This window comes from Pseudomonas sp. LBUM1647 (genome assembly GCF_059716175.1).
This window is the reverse complement of the sequence record NZ_CP166809.1, coordinates 2,831,781-2,849,041: the sequence shown is the minus strand read 5'-3', so window position 1 is coordinate 2,849,041 and position 17,261 is coordinate 2,831,781. Positions and strand designations below refer to the sequence as shown.

General features: G+C 60.7%; 18 protein-coding genes. 16 read left to right on the top strand and 2 right to left on the bottom strand.

What is annotated here, in order from left to right:
- The 14 genes from ACA059_RS12950 (at position 1) to ACA059_RS12885 (ending at position 14,090) form a co-directional block, all read left to right on the top strand.
- Positions 1-885, top strand: coding sequence for an alpha/beta fold hydrolase (locus ACA059_RS12950; RefSeq protein ID WP_497634125.1), 885 nt, complete (start codon positions 1-3; stop codon positions 883-885).
- A complete protein-coding gene (locus ACA059_RS12945) occupies positions 882-1,718 on the top strand; it encodes an IclR family transcriptional regulator (RefSeq protein ID WP_080932644.1) in 837 nt (278 codons plus the stop codon). Before ACA059_RS12950 ends, ACA059_RS12945 begins: the two co-directional genes overlap by 4 nt.
- 1 nt (position 1,719) lies before the next feature.
- On the top strand, positions 1,720-2,517 hold the full coding sequence (locus tag ACA059_RS12940) for an SDR family oxidoreductase (protein ID WP_497634123.1): 798 nt from the start codon (positions 1,720-1,722) through the stop codon (positions 2,515-2,517).
- Complete coding sequence (locus ACA059_RS12935) at positions 2,510-4,192, top strand: thiamine pyrophosphate-binding protein (protein WP_497634121.1); 1,683 nt, start codon at positions 2,510-2,512, stop codon at positions 4,190-4,192. Before ACA059_RS12940 ends, ACA059_RS12935 begins: the two co-directional genes overlap by 8 nt.
- Before the next feature lie 10 nt (positions 4,193-4,202).
- On the top strand, positions 4,203-5,006 hold the full coding sequence (locus ACA059_RS12930) for an aspartate dehydrogenase (RefSeq protein ID WP_123368849.1): 804 nt from the start codon (positions 4,203-4,205) through the stop codon (positions 5,004-5,006).
- 10 nt (positions 5,007-5,016) lie between these two features.
- A complete protein-coding gene (locus tag ACA059_RS12925) occupies positions 5,017-6,513 on the top strand; it encodes an aldehyde dehydrogenase (RefSeq protein ID WP_497634119.1) in 1,497 nt (498 codons plus the stop codon).
- On the top strand, positions 6,510-7,475 hold the full coding sequence (locus ACA059_RS12920) for a VOC family protein (protein WP_497634118.1): 966 nt from the start codon (positions 6,510-6,512) through the stop codon (positions 7,473-7,475). The genes ACA059_RS12925 and ACA059_RS12920 overlap by 4 nt, the downstream gene beginning before the upstream one ends.
- Positions 7,476-7,488: 13 nt before the next feature.
- Positions 7,489-8,631, top strand: coding sequence for an FAD-dependent monooxygenase (locus ACA059_RS12915; RefSeq protein ID WP_497634116.1), 1,143 nt, complete (start codon positions 7,489-7,491; stop codon positions 8,629-8,631).
- Positions 8,632-8,645: 14 nt separating this feature from the next.
- The gene (locus tag ACA059_RS12910; protein WP_497634115.1) at positions 8,646-8,963 is read left to right on the top strand and encodes a hypothetical protein; all 318 of its coding nucleotides are present in this window, start codon (positions 8,646-8,648) and stop codon (positions 8,961-8,963) included.
- A 1-nt stretch (position 8,964) separates the two neighbouring features.
- Positions 8,965-9,192: a recombinase-like helix-turn-helix domain-containing protein gene (locus ACA059_RS12905; RefSeq protein WP_140681286.1), complete on the top strand. Its 228-nt coding sequence runs from the start codon at positions 8,965-8,967 to the stop codon at positions 9,190-9,192.
- A gap of 21 nt (positions 9,193-9,213) precedes the next feature.
- Positions 9,214-10,248 (top strand): Rieske 2Fe-2S domain-containing protein, encoded by a 1,035-nt coding sequence (locus tag ACA059_RS12900; protein ID WP_123368845.1) that lies wholly within the window; start codon positions 9,214-9,216, stop codon positions 10,246-10,248.
- Positions 10,245-10,682: a Rid family hydrolase gene (locus ACA059_RS12895; RefSeq protein WP_497634112.1), complete on the top strand. Its 438-nt coding sequence runs from the start codon at positions 10,245-10,247 to the stop codon at positions 10,680-10,682. Before ACA059_RS12900 ends, ACA059_RS12895 begins: the two co-directional genes overlap by 4 nt.
- A gap of 3 nt (positions 10,683-10,685) precedes the next feature.
- The gene (locus tag ACA059_RS12890; RefSeq protein ID WP_497634111.1) at positions 10,686-11,645 is read left to right on the top strand and encodes a PDR/VanB family oxidoreductase; all 960 of its coding nucleotides are present in this window, start codon (positions 10,686-10,688) and stop codon (positions 11,643-11,645) included.
- 1,215 nt (positions 11,646-12,860) lie between these two features.
- The gene (locus ACA059_RS12885) at positions 12,861-14,090 is read left to right on the top strand and encodes a putative porin (RefSeq protein WP_497634110.1); all 1,230 of its coding nucleotides are present in this window, start codon (positions 12,861-12,863) and stop codon (positions 14,088-14,090) included.
- Positions 14,091-14,135: 45 nt separating this feature from the next.
- On the opposite strand, the gene ACA059_RS12880 is transcribed toward ACA059_RS12885, so the two are convergent.
- Positions 14,136-14,537, bottom strand: coding sequence for an NUDIX hydrolase (locus ACA059_RS12880; RefSeq protein WP_497634108.1), 402 nt, complete (start codon positions 14,535-14,537; stop codon positions 14,136-14,138).
- On the bottom strand, positions 14,528-15,034 hold the full coding sequence (locus ACA059_RS12875; protein ID WP_497634107.1) for a GNAT family N-acetyltransferase: 507 nt from the start codon (positions 15,032-15,034) through the stop codon (positions 14,528-14,530). The genes ACA059_RS12880 and ACA059_RS12875 overlap by 10 nt, the downstream gene beginning before the upstream one ends.
- 313 nt (positions 15,035-15,347) lie before the next feature.
- On the opposite strand from ACA059_RS12875, the gene ACA059_RS12870 reads away from it, so the two are divergent.
- Complete coding sequence (locus ACA059_RS12870; RefSeq protein WP_497634105.1) at positions 15,348-16,646, top strand: sialidase family protein; 1,299 nt, start codon at positions 15,348-15,350, stop codon at positions 16,644-16,646.
- The gene (locus ACA059_RS12865; protein WP_497634104.1) at positions 16,643-17,257 is read left to right on the top strand and encodes a hypothetical protein; all 615 of its coding nucleotides are present in this window, start codon (positions 16,643-16,645) and stop codon (positions 17,255-17,257) included. The genes ACA059_RS12870 and ACA059_RS12865 overlap by 4 nt, the downstream gene beginning before the upstream one ends.
- Positions 17,258-17,261 lie beyond the last annotated feature (4 nt).

Sequence of the window (17,261 nt, the reverse complement as noted above, 5' to 3'; positions counted from 1 at the left end):
ATGTCGTACGCCATCGATAATCTCGTCCCGCCGCTCACGGCTGACCTCCAGGCACAACTGGCCCTGAACTTTCCAGTGCGCACGCTGGAGATCGCAGGCGCTCGCCAGGCCTTTCGCGAATGCGGGGCCGGGCCGGCCATTGTGTTGTTGCACGGGATCGGCTCGGGCTCGGCGTCGTGGTTAGAGGTGGCGCAAGAGCTTGGCCAGAGCTCCCGGGTGATTGCCTGGGACGCTCCCGGCTACGGTGATTCCTCGCCGCTGAGATCGCTGGCCCCCGACGCTTCGGACTACGCCGAACGGCTGCTGCAGATGCTCGACGCACTGGGCATCCAGCGCTGTGTGCTGGTGGGTCACTCCCTGGGCGCGATTACCGCCACCGCGTTCGCCAGCGGCGTGCAGCAGCAACGGATCAGCCGGCTGGTCTTGATCAGCCCTGCCCAAGGCTATGGCCATCCATCACGTGCCTTGCAACGTCAGGAAGTGCGCAACAAACGCCTGCGTGCCCTGGAACAACTGAGCATTGAGCAGATGGCCGAGCAACGCAGTCCCTACATGCTTTCACCCGCCGCCAGCCCGAAAGCACTGGCCTGGGTGCGGTGGAACATGGCGCGGCTCAATCCCGATGGCTATCGCCAGGCCATTGAACTGCTGTGCAGCGATGACCTGCTGCGGCACCCACCGCTGTCGATGCCTTGCGAAGTGCATTGCGGCGAAGCCGACGGCATCACGGCGCCCGAAAGCTGCCTGACCCTGGCCAAGGCGTTGGGCGCCACGTTCAACCTGATTGCCGATGCCGGGCATGCCAGCCCTATTGAACAACCTTATGTCGTGGCGGGCCGTCTGGCCTTTGCCATTAAAGAATCCCTGACAGGTGCATCTCTATGAACGATTCAGATCTGCTGAAGGACGCTCAGGACAAATACATCGTGCCGGGCCTGGAGCGCGGCCTGCTGCTGCTCTGCGAATTCAGCCGGCGCAATCGCACGCTGACCGCGCCGGAACTGGCCCGGCGTCTGGCGCTGCCACGCTCGACCATATTCCGTCTGCTGACGACCCTGGAAACCATGGGTTTCGTCACCCGCAGCGGCAATGAATACCGCTTGGGCATGTCGGTGCTGCGCCTGGGCTTTGAATACCTGGCTTCACTGGAACTGACCGAACTGGGTCAGCCGCTGCTGGCTCGTTTGTGCGACCGCCTCAACTACCCGAGCAACCTGGTGGTGCGCGATGGTCGTTCGATCGTTTACGTGGCCAAGGTCTCGCCGCCGTCAGTGTTCTCCAGCGCGGTCAACGTCGGCACTCGCCTGCCCGCCCACGCCACTGTCCTGGGTCGCATTCTGCTCGAAGACCTGTCGCTGGCCGAGTTGCGTGAGCTGTACCCGGAAGAACACCTGGAGCAGTTCTCGCCGTGCACGCCGAAAACCGTGATGGAACTGTTCGACCTGGTTCAGGCTGACCGGCAGCGCGGTTTCGTCAGCAGCGAAGGTTTTTTCGAGTCAACGATCTCGACCGTCGCCGCCCCGGTGCGCGATGAGACGAGCAGGATCGTCGCCGCGCTGGGCGTCACGATCCCGACCGCACAGATCGCTCACGTCAACTTCAACGAGTTGCTGCTGCAAGTGCGCCGTAGCGCCGACGAACTGTCGCGGCTGCTCAACTACAACAGCGCTGCTGCCCATGACGGTCAGAACCGCGTCACTGCATTGATGAGGGATTGAAATGAGCCTTTATCAACTGCAAGACAGCACCGCGATTGTCACCGGAGGCTCTTCGGGCATTGGCCTGGCCTGCGTCGAGTTGTTGCTCGAAGCCGGCGCGGCCGTGGCCTTTTGCGGCCGGGACGAAAACCGCTTGCGCAGCGCCGAAGCCGAGTTGCGTCAACGCTTCCCCGAAGCACGGCTGCTCGCGCATGTTTGCAACGTACTCGATGCGGACTCGGTCAAGGCGTTTGCCGCGGCTAGTCTGGCTGCATTGGGCCCGGCCAGCGTGCTGATCAACAACGCCGGGCAAGGTAGGGTCTCGACCTTCGCCGACACCACCGACAGCGCCTGGACCGAAGAGTTGAACCTGAAATTCTTCTCGGTGATCAACCCGGTCCACGCCTTCATGGTACAGCTGCAACGCCAGCCGAACGCGGCCATCGTCTGCGTCAACTCGCTGCTGGCCAGTCAGCCGGAACCGCACATGGTCGCCACCTCGGCCGCTCGCGCCGGGGTCATGAACCTGGTGCGCTCGATGGCCACCGAATTTGCCGGTCAGGGCATTAGGGTCAACGGCATCCTCATTGGCTTGGTTGAGTCCGGGCAATGGCGCCGACGTTTCGAGGCCCGCGACGAGCGGGACCTGGACTGGACCCAATGGACCGCCCGGCTTGCTCAACAAAAACACATTCCCTTAGGGCGCCTGGGCCTGCCGATTGAAGCGGCCCGCGCGATCCTGTTTCTGGCCTCGCCTCTGTCGGCTTACACCACAGGCAGCCATATCGATGTTTCTGGAGGCCTGTCCCGCCATGCGTAATGAAAATACTGTCACCGTTGGCGCTGCCATCACCGCGTTCCTCGAGCAGTGCGACGTCAAGGCCGCGTTCGGCGTGATCTCGATCCACAACATGCCGATCCTCGATGCCTTCGCCGTTCGCGGAAACATCCGCTTCGTCATGGCTCGCGGTGAAGCCGGCGCCACCAACATGGCCGACGCTTATGCCCGCACCACCGGCGGCCTCGGTGTCTGCCTGACGTCCACCGGCACCGCAGCCGGCAACGCCGCTGGCGCCCTGGTCGAAGCGTTGACCGCCGGCACACCGCTGCTGCACATCACCGGGCAGATCGAGACGCCGTACCTGGACCAGGAATTCGCCTACATCCACGAAGCCCGTGACCAACTGACCATGCTCAAGGCGGTGTCGAAGGCTGCGTTCCGTGTGCGCAGCGTTGAAACCGCGATCAGCACCCTGAAACTGGCCGTGCAAACCGCCCTGACCGCCCCCACCGGGCCGGTCAGCGTGGAAATCCCGATCGACATCCAGTCGACGTTTATCACGATGCCGACCGACCTTTCACCGCTGCCGATTCCAGTGGCCGTACCCGCACCCGAAGCGCTGGACCTGGTGGCCGAGCGTCTGGCCACGACCACCCGTCCACTGTTGTGGCTCGGCGGCGGCGCGCGGCATGCCGGGCCGCAAGTCAAACGCCTGCTGGACATGGGCGTCGGCGTGATCACCTCGACCCAGGGTCGCGGCGTGGTCAACGAAGATGACGAACGCTGCCTCGGCGCGTTCTCGCAAAACAAATTGGTCGAGCAGTTCCTGCAAAGCTGCGATGCCTTGCTGATCGCCGGTTCCCGTCTGCGCAGCAACGAAACCTTCAAGTACGCGTTGAAATTGCCACGCAACACCTTGCGTATCGACGCCAATCCGGCCATCGAAGGTCGCAGCTATAACAGCGAGCTGTTCATCTGTGGCGACTCGGCGCTGGCCCTTGAAGGCCTGGCGGATCGTCTGGAAGGTCGCCTGCAGATCGACCCGACGTTCCTCGCCGAACTCAAGGATGTCCGCGAAAAATCCCGCACCCAATTGATCGCCGACCTCGGCCCGTACTCGGCCATGGTCGAACAGCTGCAAGCCATCACCGGCCGCAATTTCTCCTGGGTGCGCGACGTCACGCTGTCCAACAGCATCTGGGGCAACCGCCTGCTGACCCTGTTCCACCCGCGCGCCGGCGTGCATGCCCTCGGCGGCGGCATTGGCCAGGGCCTGTCGATGGGCATCGGCGCCGCCGTGGCCGCAGCGGAAACCGACCCTGAGCGCAAGGTCTTCGCCCTGGCCGGTGACGGCGGTTTCATCCTCAACCTCGGCGAGCTGGCGACGCTGGTGCAAGAGAAGGCCAACGTGGTGATTCTGCTCATGAACGACCAGCGTTACGGCGTGATCCGTAACATTCAGGACGCGGTCTACGGCAGCCGTCACTGCTACGTCGACCTGCACACGCCGGATTATTCCAAGCTGGCGGAATCCCTGAACCTGCGCCACGGCCTGGTCACCGACCTGAAGGATTTCGGTCGTGTGGTCGACGGCGCGCTGGCTCAACCCGGCCCGTTCCTGCTGGAAGTCGACATGCTCGCCGTCGGCAGCTTCGCCACCCAGTTCGCCGGTCCGCCCAACAGCGAAACCAAAGCGCAAAAAGCCACGGCCTGAGGACTTCGTCATGTTGCATATCACCATGATCGGCTGCGGCGCCATTGGCGTCGGCGTGCTCGAACTGTTGGAGAAGGATCCGCAGCTGTGCGTTGATTACGTCATCGCTTCGGCCGGGTCTGAAGAACTGGTCCGCCAGCGGCTGGCTAGTTTCAAGCAACCGCCGCAGGTGCTGACCGCGTTGCCGGCCGATGCCCGTCCCGACCTGTTGGTCGAGTGCGCCGGCCACCGCGCCATCGAAGAACATGTGTTGCCCGCGCTGGAACGTGGCATCGCCTGCCTGATCGTCTCGGTCGGCGCGCTGTCCGAAGTCGGCCTGGTTGAACGCCTGGAAGCAGCGGCCGAACGCGGTCAGACCCGCATCGAGTTGCTGCCCGGCGCCATCGGCGGCATCGACGCCTTGTCCGCCGCCAAGGTCGGTGGGCTGGATTCGGTCAATTACACCGGCCGCAAACCGGCTAAAGCCTGGAAAAACACCCCCGCTGAACAGGCCTGTGATCTGGACAGCATTACCGAAGCCACGGTGATTTTTCAGGGCAGCGCCCGGGAAGCGGCACGGCTCTATCCAAAAAACGCCAACGTTGCGGCGACCTTGTCGCTGGCCGGTCTTGGCCTGGACCGCACCCACGTGACGCTGATCGCCGACCCGCTGAGTGAGGAGAACGTTCATCACTTCGAAGCCCGCGGTGCCTTCGGCGGTTTCGAACTGAGCTTGCGTGGCAAGCCGCTGCTGGCCAACCCGAAGACCTCGGCGCTGACCGTTTACAGCGTTGTCCGCGCCTTGGGCAACCACGCCCATGCGATTTCGATTTAGGGGACAGTCGATGACTCTCGAACAGACTTTACCGATCTGCATTGCCGGCGACTGGCGTCTCGGTCGCGGCGAGCGTTATGCCACGTGCTACCCCGCCACGGGCGAAGCCGTCGCCTGGCTGAATGCCGCCAGTGTCGACGACGTTGAAGACGCCGTGCAAGGCGCCCATCAGGCGTTTTTGCACAGCGGCTGGGCGCAGCGCAAACCTCACGAACGGGCCAGCGTGCTGTACCGCATCGCCGAGCTGATCCGTGAGCGCAGCGAAGAACTGGCGCAATTGCAGCGCCAGGACAACGGCAAACCGATCAACGAAACCCGTGCCCTGGTGGCCAGCGCCGCCGGGACTTTCCAGTTCTTCGCTGCGGCCTGTGAAACCCTCGAAGAAACCATCACACCGTCCCGTGGTGATTTCGTCAGCATGAGTGTGTACGAGCCAATGGGCGTGATCGCCGCGATCACCCCGTGGAACTCGCCGATTGCCAGCGAAGCGCAGAAGGTTGCTCCGGCGCTGGCCGCCGGCAACGCGGTGGTGATCAAACCGGCAGAAATCACCCCGTTGATGGCTTTGCAACTGGCACGCATCTGCGAGGACGCCGGTTTGCCTAAAGGCCTGCTCAGTGTGCTGCCAGGCAAGGGTTCGCTGCTCGGTGATGCGCTGACGCGTCACCCGCTGGTCAAGCGCGTATCGTTCACCGGCGGCACCAAAACCGGCAAACACATTGCCCACATCGCCGCTGACAAAATGATGCCGGTGTCGCTGGAACTGGGCGGCAAATCGCCGACCATCGTTCTTGACGACGCGGACCTCGACCACGCGGTGGCGGGTGTGTTGTACGGCATCTTCAGTTCTTCGGGCGAAGCCTGCATTGCCGGCTCGCGGTTGTTCGTCGCCCGCGCGTTGTATGAGCCGTTCATGTCTCGCCTGGTGGCCGCTGCGGCCGAACTGCGCGTCGGTGATCCGGCCGATGAACGTACCCAGATGGGCCCGTTGATCAGCGCCGGACACCGCGAATCCGTGGAGCGTTATGTTGCTTTAGGACTGGCCGAAGGTGGGCGTTTGCTGCTGGGCGGCAAGCGTCCGAGCGGCGGCGTGTACGACCAGGGTTATTACTACCCGCCGACCATCCTCGAAGGCTTGAACAACAGCCAACAGGTCTGTCAGGAAGAGATCTTCGGACCGGTTCTGGTGGCGATGCCCTTCGATGACGAAGCGCAATTGCTCGAGCAGGCCAACGACAGCCTGTACGCCCTCGCCGCCGGCATCTGGACGCGCGACTACAAACGCGCCTGGGCGCTGGGCCGAAAAATTCAGGCCGGTACGGTGTGGATCAACACCTACAAACAGTTCTCGATTTCCACACCGTTCGGCGGCTGGCGCGACAGCGGTCTGGGCCGTGAAAAAGGTCGCCTCGGCATCCTGCAGTACATGGAACAGAAAAGCCTTTATTGGGGCATGAATGAACAGCCACTGGCCTGGGCCGGTGTGCAACGAGAGGTTGGGTTATGAGCGTTTTAGGCATTGATGAAGTCACCTACGGCGTCGAGGACCTCGACACCAGCGTGCGTTTTTTCAGCGACTGGGGCCTGACGAAAATCAGCGAGCAGCCTGACGAAGTGATCTTCGAAACCCTCAACGGTTGCCGCGTGGTGCTCGCCGACATCAACAAGGCGGGGTTGCCGCCCGCCATCGAAGCCGGGTCGACCGTGCGCGAAGTGGTCTGGGGCGTCGAAAGCGACGCTGACTTGAAGCTTTATAGCGAACGAATCGCCAACGATCCGGGCTTCATCGTAGCGGATGGGCGCATCGGTTGCACCGACCCCAACGGCCTGGCGATCCGCCTGCAAGTGACCCGCAAGCGTGAACTGGAGATCGAGTGCAGCGGCCATAACACCTGGCAGACCAAAGGCCGGATTAACAAAGCCGCGCCGATCTACGACCGCGCCACGCCGATCGAAGTCGGCCATGTGGTGTTTTTCGTCAAGGACGTGAACGCCTGCGAAGCCTTCTACCACGAGCGCTTCGGTTTCCAGGCCTCTGACCGTTATCCGGATCGCGGGGCGTTCCTGCGCACCGCCGAAGAAGGCGGCCACCACGACCTGTTCATGCTGCAACTGCCCGCCCCTCGCGCCGGCCTGAACCACGTCGCCTTCACCGTGCGCGATGTGCACGAAGTGTTCGGTGGCGGCATGCACATTTCCCGCCGCGGCTGGGCAACGGAAATCGGTCCGGGTCGGCACCCTGTGTCTTCGGCGTTCTTCTGGTACTTCAAGAACCCGGCCGGCGCGCTGGTCGAGTACTACGCCGACGAAGACCAACTGACTGGCGAATGGCAGCCGCGGGACTTCGAGCCGGGCCCGACGATGTTCGCTGAATGGGCGATTGCCGGCGGCATCGATGGCAATACCCGACGCCAGCAGCATGTCGAAGCGCCGCAAGGCAAGTTCCTCACCGACAAACCGAAACCCTGAGCAGGAGTTACTCATGTCCTCACTGAATATCGCGATTGCCGGTGCCGGAATCGGTGGCCTGACCGCCGCTATCGCCCTGCATCGCGCTGGCCATAACGTCACCGTATTCGAACAGTCGAAAGCCTTTTTGCGGGTCGGTGCCGATATCAACCTGACGCCTAATGCCGTGCGCGCTCTGGATGGTCTAGGGGTTGGCGCCGCCGTGCGCATCCCGGCCGCTCGTCCAACGCATCGGATCAGCCGTCTGTGGGACAGCGGCGAGGAAACCTCGCGCCTGGAAATGTCCGATGCCGCCGAACAGAAATACGGTGCACCGCAACTGACCATTCACCGCGCCGATCTACTGGCTGCACTGGCGGACGTCTTTCCACCAGAACAGGTGCAGTTTGGCAAACGCGCCGAGCACGTCGTGCAAACCGCCGACGGTATCGAGTTGCGCTTCAAGGATGGCAGCCGTCACGTCACCGATCTGTTGATCGGTGCGGATGGCATCCATTCAGTGGTGCGTAATGCGCTGTTCGGTGATGAGCAACCGCGCTTTACCGGAGTGGTCGCTTACCGCGCCGTCGTGCCTGCCGAAAGCGTGGCCCATGTGCCGAACATTCAGGCGTTCACCAAATGGTGGGGGCCTACCCCGCAAAGCCAGATCGTGACGTTTCCGCTGAATCAGGGTCGGGACATTTTCATCTTCGCCACCACCGCTCAGGACAGCTGGCATGAAGAGTCCTGGACCAGCGCCGGCGATGCCGACGAGTTGCGCAGTCACTATCAGAACTTCCACCCGGATGCTCGGGCCCTGCTCGATGCGTGCAACGAGGTGCTCAAGACCGCGCTGTACGAACGCGATCCGCTGCCGTTCTGGTCCAAGGGCGCGATGACCCTGCTGGGCGATGCCTGCCATCCGATGATGCCGTTCATGGCTCAGGGCGCCGGCCAGGCGATCGAAGACGCAGTTGTGCTCGCTCGCCATTTGCAAGACCTGACCAGCACCGTGCAGATCGCCGATGCCCTGCAGGCTTATCAGCAGGCGCGGCTGCAACGCACCAGCCAGATCCAGATCGGCTCGCGTGGCAACCAATGGCTCAAGGACGGCGGCAACGCCGACTGGGTTTATGGCTATGACGCCTGGGCCGTGCCGATGCCGAACGTGGCGTGAGCAGGACCGTAGCCATGAGCGAGACCTTGCTGGTGACCGTGCTGCTCAAGCACGACCAATCAAAGAACCTGGAAGAGATTCAGCGGCACATGAAGCAGCAGGACTGGTGGGAACGGTTTCCCCCGCAAGGCGTCGAGGTGGTGACCTGGACCGTGGCCATGGGCCTGGGCCAGATCGTCACCCTGCGGTTGCCGCCGAGCCTGCTGCCGACCCTCAACGTCGAGCTCGAACGCTCGGCCTGGGGCGTGTTCAGCACCGAAGTTTTCCCGACGTATGACTTTATTCCCGTGCGCGAAATGATCCGCGAACGGGTACGTAACGGAGGTCAATGAGATGAGCAATACCGAACCCTACTTGGAGCCCCATCAGGCCCGCAAACGTCCCAACACTCAATTCGAAGAGTTGCTCGGCGACTCCATCGAACGCGCCTTTGGCAACGGGGTGACCGAGTTGCCCGACCTGCTCGCGCACCTGAATCTGGCCGGGCCGCCCTGCCCGCTGACCACCGGAGAGTGGACACCAGACGCCTATAAAACCCTGATGGCTCGGCTGGGCGAATGACCCGCCGGAGGACAATAAGAAATGAACATGAATACAACCGTCGATCCCGCTGAAAACCTCTTGGCCAACGGGTTGAAAAACCTTTGGTTCCCGGTCCTGCCCTCCGATCAATTGGGCGAAAAACCGCTATCGATTCGCCGTCTGGGCTACAAGATCGCCCTGTGGCGCGACAATGACGGCAGCGTCCACGCCCTGGAAGATCACTGCCCTCATCGCGGCGCGCCGCTGTCCCAGGGGCCGGTGCTGGGTGACCGTCTGCAATGCCCTTATCACGGCGTCGAAGTGCGCTGCGACGGCACCGTCACCAAAGTCCCCGGCAGCCCCGGTTGCAAGCTCGAAGGCAGCCGCCCGACCCGCATGTTCCACACCCGTGAAGCCGCTGGCGCCATCTTTCTGTACAACGCCGCAGATCCGCACGTGGACACCCCGCCGGAGCTGGTCCTGCCAGAGCAACTGACCTCCCCCGAATGGAGCAGCTTCCTCTGCTACACCGAGTGGAAAGGTGATTATCGCTACGTCATCGACAACGTGATGGACCCGATGCACGGCACCTACCTGCACAAGATGTCGCACTCCATGAGCGAAGGCGAAGCCACCGCCAAGTTCGTCACCCGCGACACCGACAACGGTTTCTTCTTCGAGAAAGAAGGCCAGCGCGGGGTGAATTTCGATTGGACCGAGTTCATGGATAACGGCTGCCACTGGCTGCGCCTGGAAATCCCCTATCCGAAAACCGGTGGCCCAGGCGGCAACTTCACCATCATCGGCAGCTACACACCGAGCAGCCGCTCCTTGTCGGCGGTGTTCCACTGGCGTTGCCGCCCACTGACCGGCTGGCAGCGCGACACCTGGCGTTTCCTCTACAAAAATCGCCTGGAAGCACGGCACTGGGCGGTGCTGGAACAGGATCGGGTGCTGCTCGAATTCATGGAGCCGGACGCCAACCAGCGGGAAAACCTCTACCAGCATGACCTCGGTGTGGTGCGCCTGCGTCGCTACCTGAAAAACGCGGCCAAGGCCCAACTGGAGCTGATCGACGCGAAGCAGTTGCCATGAACGCAGCCGTGCAACGTGTTCAGGCCGGCTCGTTGATCGAGCCGGCCAGCGCCACCTGGTCGAATGCCTTGCTGATCGGCAATGAAGTGGTGATGTCCGGCATGACCGGCCATCCCGCTACACGCCTGGCTGTTGTGGCTGACGCGCCGCTCGATGCCTACGCCCAGACACTTGTCGTGCTGAACAAAGTCCGGGCGATGGTTGAAGCGGCGGGTGGGCATGTCGGCAACATTTACCGGCTGACGGTGTATGTCACCGACATCGCCGACAAGGATGAAGTGGGCCGCGCGCGCCGTGACTTCTTCGAAGGTCAGGCGGTTTTCCCGACCTCCACGCTGGTCGAAGTCAGCGCACTGGTGTTTCCCGAATTGCGGGTGGAGATCGAGGCCAGTGCGCGTCTCGATCTCGATTTGCGTACTGTCGAAAAGAGGTGACCGATGTCCCATTCCTCCCCCCTCACCGCTCGCGTGCACACGCTGCGCTATGAAGCCGAAGGCATCATCAGCGTCGAGTTGCGGCCGTTTGGCGACACGGTGTTCGCCCCGTTTGAAGCCGGCTCGCACATCGATCTGCATTTACCCAACGGGCTGGTACGCAGTTATTCATTGCTTAACTCGCCGAGCGATCGAGGCCGTTACGTGATCGGCATCCTGCGTGATCGCAACAGCCGCGGCGGCTCGGAATTTGTGCACGCGCAACTGCGGGTCGGCATGCAACTGCCGATCTCGTCGCCGCGCAATAATTTCCAGCTCGATTTGAGTGCCAGACACAGTGTGCTGGTGGCCGGCGGTATCGGTATCACACCGATTTACTGCATGTTCCGCCAACTGCTGGCGTTGGGAAAATCCGCCGAGCTGATCTACTGCGCCCGCTCGCGACAGGAAGCCGCGCTGGTTGAAGAACTCAGCGGCTTGAGTGCCAAAGTCGTCTATCACTTCAACGATGAAAAAGGCATGCCGCCAGACCTGAGCGCCTACCTGGCCGATCAGCCCAGTGATACGCACTTCTATTGCTGCGGTCCGACGCCGATGCTCGATGCTTTCGAAAGCACCTGCGAAGGCCTCGGTTACCCCCATGCGCATATCGAGCGATTCGCGGCGGCCGAACTGCCGCCATCCGAAGGCGCGCAGAGCAGCTACAGCGTCGAACTGAAAAAAACCGGCAAGACGCTGTCGATCGAGCCGGGCTTGAGTTTGCTTGACGTGTTGCTCGAGGCTGGCTGCGATATTGAGTACAGCTGTCGCGAAGGGGTTTGCGGTTCGTGCGAGACGCGTGTGCTGGAGGGTGATGTTGATCATCGTGATGGCGTGTTGACTAAAGCGGAGCGTGCGGCGAATAACTCCATGATGGTGTGTGTGTCGGGTTGCAAGAGTCGGCGGTTGGTACTCGACCTTTAGTTTCAGGCGGCCCCCACAGATTGGTGGAGGGGGCTGACCGGGGGCTTTGCTTGGGTGAATATCCGTTTTTTTGGTTGTGGCTGCTGGCGGTTTCGCTCTTACAGCGAGTCACTTGGAAGAGCCCCAAGTAACCAAGGGCTTTTGCCCCGCCATTCGGTGCCTCGCCTAGGCTCGGCATGCCCTCACTCCGGCATTGCTCCGGGGGCCCGCCGCCATCGGCCATCCCTGGCCGGGGGCGGCTACCGCGGCATCCTTGCCGCGGTGCCCCCTGCGCAACGCCTGCGTTCGGCCTCTGGGAAAGGGGCGGCAGATCCGAAGCCAAAGCAAAGCAAAGCAAAGCAAAGCAAAGCAACGGCAAGATCAACAGCATCGCGAGCAAGCCCGCTCCCACATTTGGATGGGGTACACCCGCAAGAGATTGGTCGGCTACCAGGCCGCAATCGCAGGCAAGCCAGCTTCCACAATGAATCGGCGTACAACTTTTGCTTCTCACCACTCATCAGGCCGAGCGTTAGCTCGCCTTCAGCTCTTGATCTTGACGCACCGCCCCCTCGAGAGGCTTCGTTCCGGTTCTGCGCAGTGGGCAACCCGGCATGGATGCCGGGTTAGCCGCCCCCGGCCATGGATGGCCGATGGCGGCGGGCCCACGGAGCAGGACCGGAGCGAGGGCATGCCGAGCCTAGGCGAGGCACCGAACGAAAGGGGCAGAAGCGCTTTGGTTACTTTCCGCCGGGCCGCGCAGGCTTTTCGAAAGTGACTCGCTGTAAGAGCGAAACCGCCAGAAGCCGCTACCGCAGAAATGGATATGCACCCCATCCCCCCCCAAAAAAACCTTTCTTAAATGAACAGCAATTGCGCCATTTTTGTAGGCCTTTTTTTATACGCGTGAAGTAAAGCCGCACAGTTAATGTGCAGTTTCGTTACCCCCCGAGGCCCACGTTTCACGGGCAACACAAGAAAACATGTTTCCTATATAAACAATTGTTTTTACTCAATTTATTGTTAGCGACAAGTGACCGCCAGCAGTTGGCATAGTTTCTGCTCTATCCATAATAAGTTCATGGGTCAGACGCCGTATTACCTACGAAACAGTAAAAACAAAACCGCACACCAATACAGCAACACTTGAAGTCATCTGCCAATTGCCACTTTAAAGGCAAGCGGAAAAGTGTTGCCGGTCACTTTGTAGCGCTCAACATTGCAGGGGAAGTCAACATGAAGCATTACGTTATATGTATGGGACTGATGATGAGCAGTTGCGTGAGCTTCGCCGGTGAACCCGGTCCCGCTGCGCCCGTGACATCGACGACCGGTAAAAAGCCGTTTCCGCATATCGCCTGGCGCAGCGACGATGGCGAAAGCAGCCTGGACATCGGCGGTGCCCTGCGAACCAACTACCGCGACGAGCATTGGGACACCACCGAAAACAACGGGCGTTTTCTCTTCGACACTTTCCGCATCGACGTACAGGCGACCTACAAAAATCTCTATAGCGATGTCGGCTACTGGTTTCAGGATGACGGCAAGCGCTCCATCGACCGCGGCTTCGTCGGCTACCGCCTCAACAGCAACTCAAACCTGCAACTGGGCGCGCCGTTCAAACCGTTTGGCCTGGAACCCTATCCGCAATTTGGCTGGAGCTATCACCTGCCCTTCTTCATGGGTTATGGCGTCAGCGCCGGCACAGGCTTGAAGTACAGCTACAAGGATCAGGACTGGGATCTGCAACTGGGGTATTTCCCGCGCATGTTGCCTTCCGACATTCGCTACTCGCCGGAAGTCGGGCGTTACGCCGACCTCAAGGACAATGCGATCCCCTTCACCCAGTCGCGCCAGGACAACGAGAAACACAACCAGATCAACGCCCGGGTCGCGCGGACCTTTATCAATGACGGCTGGAAAACCGAAATCGGCGCATCCGTGGCCACCGCCCAGTTGTACAACGCCACCACCAAAGACGACGGCGATTACTGGGCCGGCGGTATCCACGCCATCATCAACGCCGGCGCGTGGACCGTCTCCACCCAAGGCATTCGCTACGAGTACGACCCCAAAAACCCTGCCGGTGTCAGCAACGACTCGGTACTGATGGGCGGCAACGGCCTGACCCCGGCGTACTTGATAGCCTCCAAGGCCACCATTGCCTCGCTGAACGTCGGCTATGACATCCCTACGCCGAAACTGGGGCAATTGAAGAAGATCAAACTGTACAACGACTACAGCCGCATGATGAAAGACAAGAGCGGTTGGGACGACTCGCAGATGTACACCGTCGGTGCGCAGTTCCTGGCCATGCCGATCATGGCGTGGGTCGACCTGACCTGGGCAAAAAACGCCAACCCGTATGGCGGTGCGGAAAACGGCACGGGCTTTACCAATACCAGTTCGGTTGGCAGCAATCAGTGGTATTACCGGACCAACGTCAATATCGGGTACTACTTCTGACCCCTTGAAATCGTGGCGTATCGATACTCGGGATGCGCCATAACGCTAGGCGCGCGGTCGTAGAAAGGCCAAAACGTCCTGAAAAAGCTGATGCCATTCTTCACTGGGCTCGTTCGCCAGTGGATGCCAAAAGAACTGGAACTCGTGTCCTCCATCGTCTTCTGCAAAATGGCTCCAGGTATCCGGAAGGTTTTGCATCACGCGGCACTCGTGAAACGCCCACGTGTGCCCCGTTATTGCCGAATCCCAAGTTCCCAGATCCCGTATCACCTCGCCCCTGACGCCCGCCTCTTCGAACAACTCCCGAATAGCCGCCGCGTCAGTTGGCTCTCCGGGTTCGACGCTGCCCTTGACCAGTTGCAGACCTGCCAACGGATGCCGGAACGCTAATATCTCCAGCCCCTCTTTTTTTCGCAGCACGACGGGGCAAGCTTTATCTATGCGCATGGGATTTCCATGCTTTTGACTTCGGTGAGCAGCCGCATGTTTATCAGCGCCACACGACGCCCGTCCGGCGCCAACCGCTCCTCAACCCCATACGGCACAAACCCGAGCTGCGGATACAGAAGCAGCCCCGCCGTATTCTCGTTGAAGCACGACAGCTGCACCTCACGTGCCCGATGACGTTCAAACGCCAACCCCACCATCGTCTGCACCAAAAACTTTGCGATCCCTTTCCCCCGAGCCTTGGGCGACACGATCACATTGCCGATCGCACAAACGCCATCGCGCTCAAACTTGTAAAAGTTAGCAAAGCCCATCACAAAACCGTCCGCCTCAACCACCGTTGAGTCGGAACGTTGAGCAATCGATGCCTGCAGTTGATCTTCCGTCAGCGGGTACTGCGCCTTCGGGAACATAAAAAACAGCTCTTGGGGATTTTGAGGAAAGGCGCAAATCGTCAGGACATCTTCAGCGCTGACGGGGCGGTAGGTGAGGTGCATGGTTTGGATCCATCCAAGTGTCGAGGTGACAGATTACTTTTTGCAGGGGAAGGATAGAAGTTTCCTTTTCTGGTTCACCACGGCTTAGGTCCGGCTTTTGCGACCAACGGCGGAAATGCTCGGCAAGTCCCGTTGGGCTGAAGTAAAAACCTCTAATCCGGTAGTCTCAGCCTCTCAATCAGACGTGGATCGTCGACAACCCAGCACGCTACAAACAATTGCTTACAAAATAGAAACTCATTAAACCCGATCATGTACTAGCGAGTGTTAGCTTGAGCGCTTTATCGGGCCATGAGATGCCAAAGTCTTAATTATGCGCATCAAACTTCCCAGCCTTCCTGCCCTCGGTGCTTACCTTGCACTTTCTTGCCTGTTTGCGGCCGCATGGTTCGTCAATCCTGCCAATACGCACTCCTCCTTTGCCCTGATCAGTCCAGTGATGGCAGTGGCCGGACAAGTGGCCAAGCCCATCTATACCAGCCGTTTTGCCTCCTCCGGGCTGGTGGATTTCGTGCATTCCTCGGCGGTGACCGCCTTGCCCGACGGCAGTCTGATGACGGTCTGGTTCGCCGGCTCCCGCGAAGGCGCGGCCGATGTGCAGGTGCGTTCCGCCCGTTTCGACCCGAAAACCAGCGAATGGGGGGCTGAAAAGGTATTGGCGACGCGGGATTCGACCCAACAGGGCACTCGGAAATACATTCGCAAGCTGGGCAATCCGGTGGTTGCCCTCGCGCCGGATAATCGCGTGTGGTTGTTCTACGTGTCGGTGTCCATGGGCGGCTGGGCCGGCAGCGCGGTCAATGTGATGGTGTCAGATGACTTCGGTGAAAGCTGGTCCGCTCCGCGCCAGCTGATCACTTCACCCTTTCTGAACATCAGCACCCTGGTTCGGTCGGCACCGGTGTTTCATGCCGACGGCTCCATCGGCTTACCGGTCTACCACGAGTTTCTGGGCAAGTTTGCCGAGTACCTCTACTTGAGCGCAGACGGCGATGTGATCGACAAATTCCGCATCAGCCACGGCAATAATTCATTGCAACCCACGGTGGTCCCGCTGGACGGCCAGCGCGGCATCGCCTTGCTACGCTATGCTGGCGACACCCACCACCGTGTCCTGGCGACCCGCACCGAAGACGCCGGTCAAACCTGGAGCGAACCTTATCCGCTCGACCCCTCGAATCCGAACTCATCGTTGGCCGCCGTCGCGACGCCCGAACATGGGTTGCTGGTGGCGCTCAACGACCTGCAGGAGGGGCGCTTCAAGCTGAGTCTGTATGGGACCGACGCAAAAATGGACGATTGGCGCTCGTTGCGGGACCTGGACAAGTCACCTGATCCAGCGGGCGCTCCGTTTTCACCCGAGGCCTACAAGGAAATCATCGGTAAAGAGTTCCGCGGTTCCAGCGGCGCGCTTCGTCAACCGCTGGAGGCACAGTTCCTGGATAACCTCGACAACCGTGTCTGTAAAAGCCAAGGGTGTGAATTTGAATATGAATACCCGTACTTCATCCGCAGTCCCGACGGTATGTATCACTTGGTTTATTCCTGGAACAACACCTTCATCAAGCACGTCACCTTCAACGATGCCTGGCTCAACGAGCGTCGCAAATGATCAGCCTGTGGCAAGCCCATGTCAGCTTCGCAATGATCATCTTCCTGGTGCTGCCTTCTTTCGGCTTGCCCAGGACCTGGCGGATCGCACTGTTGGCCGCATTGCTGGCAGTCAGCTTCATACCGCTGGACGGGTTATCGTTGGCCGCCTATTTGCGCAGCTACATTGATGACCTGGCGATCACCTCCATGGTGTTCATGGCGTGGGGCTGCTTGCGTCGGCTGGACCTCGTGCCACCTGCGCGGGATAAAACCGGCGTATTGATCCTCTTCACCGCGATGGCCCTGGTGCTGTACCCGGCAACCTTGGGCATGAGTGATCTGGACCCCTATCGGTTTGGCTACAGCCCGCGCCCTATGCTGATTGTCCTCGCCGTGCTGACACTGGGCCTGTTTTACCTGCGCAACGGCCTGGCCGTCGTGATGCTGGCCAGCGCGACCCTGGCCTTCATTGCCGGGATCAAACCTTCGCAAAACTATTGGGATTACCTGGTTGATCCGCTGCTGGGTCTGTATTGCTGCGTGGCACTGCTGATGCTTGCCGTGCGCTGGACGTATCGCCGGGCAACCAAGCGCCGCGGTGCAGTGGGCGATGTGTCCAGTTCCGTTTGAGATT

Excerpts from the sequence above, each read along its gene's own strand:
- ACA059_RS12885 (WP_497634110.1), top strand. The coding sequence starts at position 12,861 with ATGAAGCATTACGTTATATGTATGGGACTGATGATGAGCAGTTGCGTG.
- ACA059_RS12895 (WP_497634112.1), top strand. The coding sequence starts at position 10,245 with ATGAACGCAGCCGTGCAACGTGTTCAGGCCGGCTCGTTGATCGAGCCG.
- ACA059_RS12945 (WP_080932644.1), top strand. The coding sequence starts at position 882 with ATGAACGATTCAGATCTGCTGAAGGACGCTCAGGACAAATACATCGTG.
- ACA059_RS12925 (WP_497634119.1), top strand. The coding sequence starts at position 5,017 with ATGACTCTCGAACAGACTTTACCGATCTGCATTGCCGGCGACTGGCGT.
- ACA059_RS12900 (WP_123368845.1), top strand. The coding sequence starts at position 9,214 with ATGAACATGAATACAACCGTCGATCCCGCTGAAAACCTCTTGGCCAAC.
- ACA059_RS12935 (WP_497634121.1), top strand. The coding sequence starts at position 2,510 with ATGCGTAATGAAAATACTGTCACCGTTGGCGCTGCCATCACCGCGTTC.
- ACA059_RS12920 (WP_497634118.1), top strand. The coding sequence starts at position 6,510 with ATGAGCGTTTTAGGCATTGATGAAGTCACCTACGGCGTCGAGGACCTC.
- ACA059_RS12930 (WP_123368849.1), top strand. The coding sequence starts at position 4,203 with ATGTTGCATATCACCATGATCGGCTGCGGCGCCATTGGCGTCGGCGTG.
- ACA059_RS12875 (WP_497634107.1), bottom strand. The coding sequence starts at position 15,034 with ATGCACCTCACCTACCGCCCCGTCAGCGCTGAAGATGTCCTGACGATT.
- ACA059_RS12910 (WP_497634115.1), top strand. The coding sequence starts at position 8,646 with ATGAGCGAGACCTTGCTGGTGACCGTGCTGCTCAAGCACGACCAATCA.
- ACA059_RS12880 (WP_497634108.1), bottom strand. The coding sequence starts at position 14,537 with ATGCGCATAGATAAAGCTTGCCCCGTCGTGCTGCGAAAAAAAGAGGGG.
- ACA059_RS12915 (WP_497634116.1), top strand. The coding sequence starts at position 7,489 with ATGTCCTCACTGAATATCGCGATTGCCGGTGCCGGAATCGGTGGCCTG.
- ACA059_RS12870 (WP_497634105.1), top strand. The coding sequence starts at position 15,348 with ATGCGCATCAAACTTCCCAGCCTTCCTGCCCTCGGTGCTTACCTTGCA.
- ACA059_RS12950 (WP_497634125.1), top strand. The coding sequence starts at position 1 with ATGTCGTACGCCATCGATAATCTCGTCCCGCCGCTCACGGCTGACCTC.
- ACA059_RS12905 (WP_140681286.1), top strand. The coding sequence starts at position 8,965 with ATGAGCAATACCGAACCCTACTTGGAGCCCCATCAGGCCCGCAAACGT.
- ACA059_RS12865 (WP_497634104.1), top strand. The coding sequence starts at position 16,643 with ATGATCAGCCTGTGGCAAGCCCATGTCAGCTTCGCAATGATCATCTTC.
- ACA059_RS12890 (WP_497634111.1), top strand. The coding sequence starts at position 10,686 with ATGTCCCATTCCTCCCCCCTCACCGCTCGCGTGCACACGCTGCGCTAT.
- ACA059_RS12940 (WP_497634123.1), top strand. The coding sequence starts at position 1,720 with ATGAGCCTTTATCAACTGCAAGACAGCACCGCGATTGTCACCGGAGGC.